This is a genomic window from Hansschlegelia beijingensis (assembly GCF_045505405.1).
Taxonomy (GTDB): Bacteria; Pseudomonadota; Alphaproteobacteria; order Rhizobiales; family Methylopilaceae; genus Methylopila; species Methylopila beijingensis_A.
This window is the reverse complement of record NZ_JBJKEX010000315.1, coordinates 1-3,609: the sequence shown is the minus strand read 5'-3', so window position 1 is coordinate 3,609 and position 3,609 is coordinate 1. Positions and strand designations below refer to the sequence as shown.

The window sequence follows — 3,609 nt, the reverse complement described above, 5'->3', positions numbered from 1 at the left end:
CGAAGGACAGCGAGGCGACGTCGTCTGGGATTTCCGGCACGGGCGACACCCTCTTTCGATGGCACGGCGGCGGCAGGCGGGGCCATCGCGGTCACTGGAACCGCGGCTGGAACGGCGGCACGAACTATGGCTACCGCCGGCACTGGCGCGGCGGCCGGCATTGGGGCGGGCGACGTCACTGGGGCGGCCGCCGGTATTACTATGGCCACCGTCACAGGGACTACGGCTACTGGGGCGCAGGCGTCGCGGGCCTCGCGCTGGGCGCCGCCATCGCAAGCTCGGCCCGGCCGGGCTATCGCGCCGGTCCGGGCTACCGCACCAAGCGCTGGTGCGCGAACCGGTATCGCACCTACGACTGGCGGACCGAGACCTTCATCGGAAAGGGCGGCCGCCGTTATCGCTGCCCCTGACGCATCCGACCCGGCCGGTCACCGGCCGGGTCTCCTCCTTCGTCGGAACCTTGCATTGCGCTGAGCGTTCATCGAAGGAACGAAAACAGAACGGAGGCGAGAATGGCGGCCTACGACACACTGGAGACCCGGACTGACGCGCGCCGTGCGGCTGATCCGGACGCCCCCAAGCCGGGATCGGCAGCGAAGGCGGTGGACGTCAATCCCAAGACCGCGCCCGATCCGGCGAGCAATGCCGAAAAGGATCCCGCGGACTGGGTCTCGGGCGACGAGCCGATGACGGGGGCGCAGGTCTCGTACCTCAAGACGCTTTCGGAGGAGACCGGAGCTGCGGCGTTCAAGCCTGACCTCACAAAGGCGGAGGCGTCCATGCTGATCGACGAGTTGAAGACCGCGCGGAACCAGAAGCGCTAGCTCCCCCGGTCCGATCACGAGGTTCGTGTTCCGCCGCGCCGCCGGTCTATAATTCCGGCCCACGAAATTGCGCGATGCGGCATGGCGAAGACGAAGATCATCCCGGTCATCTTGTGCGGCGGATCCGGGATGAGGCTGTGGCCCTCTTCTCGCGAGAGCTATCCCAAGCAGTTCCTCCCGCTCGCCGGCGACAACACGCTGTTGCAGGACGCGGCGTTGCGGGTGACGGACCCGGACCGCTTCGGGCAGCCGATCGTGGTCGCGAACCACGAGCACCGGTTCATCGCCGCTGAGCAGCTCGGCCAGATCGGCGTCGCCGCCCTTCTCGCGCTGGAGCCGGCGCGGCGCGATTCCGCAGCGGCGATCGGCGCCGCGGCGGCCCTCGCGCTGAAGCGCGACCCCGAGGCGGTGGTCCTGGTCCTCGCCTCCGATCATGTGATCGCCGATAGGGCGGGGTTTCTGGCGGCGGTAGATCGAGGCCTCGCGGCAGCGCTCGCGGGCCGGATCGTGACGTTTGGGGTTCGGCCCAGCACGGCGACCTCCAAGTACGGCTATATCCGCGTCGGCGCCCCGCTCGAGCCCGGCGGGGACGTGATGGAGGTGGACGCCTTCGTCGAGAAACCGGACCGGGCGGCCGCGGAGCGATTGATCGCCGAGGGCTGCGTCTGGAACTCGGGGAATTTTCTCGCCCGGGCCGAAACGCTGCTGTCGGAGCTCACGCGGCTGGCGCCCGGGATCGCTCGCCCCGCCGTCGCGGCGGTCGAACGCGCGACCGAGGATCTCGATTTCCTCAGGCTCGACGCCGAGAGCTTCGCCGCGGCCGACAAGGGCTCCATCGATTACGTCGTCATGGAGCGGACGCCGCTCGCCGCCGTGGCGCCGGCGGAATTCGGATGGTCGGACGTCGGCGGCTGGTCGGCGCTGTGGGACATCGCGGATCGGGACGCCGCCGGCAACGCCCTGATCGGTCCGAGCGCGGCGGCCGACAGCCGGAACTGCTACGTCCGCTCGGAAAAACACTTCACCGCGCTGGTCGGCGTCGACGATCTCGTCGTGGTCTCGACCGGCGACGCGGTGCTGGTGACGACGCGCGAACGCTCCGATGAGGTGAAGGACCTGGTCGTCCGGCTCGCGGCGGAAGGCGAGGGGACGGCGACCCAGGCCGCGCTGGTTCATCGACCATGGGGCTCATATCAGGTCATCGATCAGGGCGGCCGCTTCCAGGTGAAGCGGATCACCGTGAAGGCCGGCCGGAAGCTGTCCCTGCAGAGCCACGCCCACCGCTCCGAGCACTGGGTGGTGGTGCGGGGCGAGGCGCGCGTGACGATCGATGACGAGAGCCGGCTCGTTCAGGAGAACGAGTCCGTCTACATCCCGCTCGGCGCGCGCCACCGCCTGGAGAACGCCGGCGAGCAGCCGCTCGACCTCATCGAGGTGCAGTCCGGCGCCTATCTGGGCGAGGACGACATCGTCCGCTACGAGGACGACTATCGACGCCTCTGAAGGTTCAGAGGCCGAGTTCGCTCAGCGACGGGTGATCGTCCGGCCGCCGGCCCAGCGGCCAGTGATATTTGCGGTCCGCCTCCGTGATCGGCAGGTCGTTGATGCTGGCGATCCGCCGCCGCATCAGCCCTTCCTGATCGAACTCCCAGTTCTCGTTGCCGTAGCTGCGGAACCAGCTGCCGCTATCGTCGCGCCACTCATAGGCGAAGCGCACCGCGATCCGGTTCTCGTGCCAGGCCCAGACTTCCTTGATCAGGCGGTAGTCCAGCTCGCGCGCCCATTTGCGGGTCAGGAAGGCTTCGATCGCGTCGCGGCCCTGAAGGAACTCGGCCCGGTTCCGCCAGACGCTGTCGACGGTGTAGGCCTGCGCGACGCGATGGGGGTCGCGGGTGTTCCACGCGTCTTCGGCCATCCGGGCCTTTTGCGCGGCGGTCTCGGCGGTGAAAGGCGGGAAGGGCGGGCGGCTCATGGGGGCGATCCTCGAGAGCGGTCGTGGCGGTCTTCAGCCGGCGCAGCTTCCAGCAAAATCGGCGTGAGTCCAGCGCAAGAAGCAGGCGTTCGTGGATCGGCTCCCATGCGGCGGCGGCCGTTGCGCGCGTGCGCGGAAAAGTCCAAGTCCGCCCACATGCAGCATCCTGAAAGCGATGCGCCGCCGGCGCGCCGCGGCCCCCGACTGTCGCTCGCCGCCGCGCCGCAGCCGCTCCATTGGATTGCGCTGCTGGTCCTCTCGGCCGTGTTCGTCGGCGCCCTCGGGCTCCTGCGACTTCCCGCTGCGGTGCTGATCGGACCGATGGCGGCCGGGATCCTGGTCGCGATCGGCGGGGGGGAGCCGCGCGTGCCGCGGCCCGCCTTCTTCGCCGCGCAGGGCGTCATCGGCTGCATGATCGCGATCAGCATCCCGATCTCGACGCTGCACCAGATCGCGGACGACTGGCCGCTGATGCTGGGCAGCGTGGCGTTCGTGGTCGTCGCGAGCAATGCGCTCGGCTACGCCCTGGCGCGCTGGGGCCTGCTGCCGGGAACGACCGCGGTCTGGGGCTCGTCGCCCGGCGCGGCTTCGGCCATGACGCTGATGTCCGAAAGCTATGGGGCGGACATCCGCCTCGTCGCCTTCATGCAGTACACCCGCGTCGTCGTCGTGGTGCTCGTCGCGTCGGTCGCCGTCCGCATGTGGGGCCTCCGGCGGGTCGGCGTTCGTGCGTTTGCGGCGTTGTGGACAACGGGCCGCGGCGCTCGCCGAATCGGCGGACGCCCGTCTAGTGCTGAAGAGTCGTGCGGGAGC

Annotated in this window: 5 protein-coding genes; 4 read left to right on the top strand and 1 reads right to left on the bottom strand. The window is 69.5% G+C overall.

The features are described from left to right. The 3 genes from ACIKT0_RS15050 to ACIKT0_RS15040 all read left to right on the top strand — a co-directional run. On the top strand, window positions 1–410 hold a 410-nt coding region (locus tag ACIKT0_RS15050), incomplete at its 5' end, for a BA14K family protein (RefSeq protein ID WP_407106127.1). A gap of 102 nt (window positions 411–512) precedes the next feature. After that, window positions 513–824, top strand: coding sequence for a DUF3072 domain-containing protein (locus ACIKT0_RS15045; RefSeq protein WP_407106126.1), 312 nt, complete (start codon window positions 513–515; stop codon window positions 822–824). Between the two features lie 81 nt (window positions 825–905). Then, a complete protein-coding gene (locus ACIKT0_RS15040; protein WP_407106125.1) occupies window positions 906–2,327 on the top strand; it encodes a mannose-1-phosphate guanylyltransferase/mannose-6-phosphate isomerase in 1,422 nt (473 codons plus the stop codon). A gap of 4 nt (window positions 2,328–2,331) precedes the next feature. Here ACIKT0_RS15040 and ACIKT0_RS15035 read toward each other — a convergent pair whose 3' ends face one another. Continuing rightward, window positions 2,332–2,796 carry a nuclear transport factor 2 family protein gene (locus ACIKT0_RS15035; RefSeq protein WP_407106124.1) on the bottom strand — a complete coding sequence of 155 codons (465 nt, stop codon included), beginning with the start codon at window positions 2,794–2,796 and terminating at the stop codon, window positions 2,332–2,334. 105 nt (window positions 2,797–2,901) lie between these two features. Here ACIKT0_RS15035 and ACIKT0_RS15030 point away from each other — a divergent pair. Continuing rightward, on the top strand, window positions 2,902–3,609 hold a 708-nt coding region (locus tag ACIKT0_RS15030; RefSeq protein WP_407106123.1), incomplete at its 3' end, for an AbrB family transcriptional regulator.

Excerpts from the sequence above, each read along its gene's own strand:
- ACIKT0_RS15045 (WP_407106126.1), top strand. The coding sequence starts at position 513 with ATGGCGGCCTACGACACACTGGAGACCCGGACTGACGCGCGCCGTGCG.
- ACIKT0_RS15040 (WP_407106125.1), top strand. The coding sequence starts at position 906 with ATGGCGAAGACGAAGATCATCCCGGTCATCTTGTGCGGCGGATCCGGG.
- ACIKT0_RS15035 (WP_407106124.1), bottom strand. The coding sequence starts at position 2,796 with ATGAGCCGCCCGCCCTTCCCGCCTTTCACCGCCGAGACCGCCGCGCAA.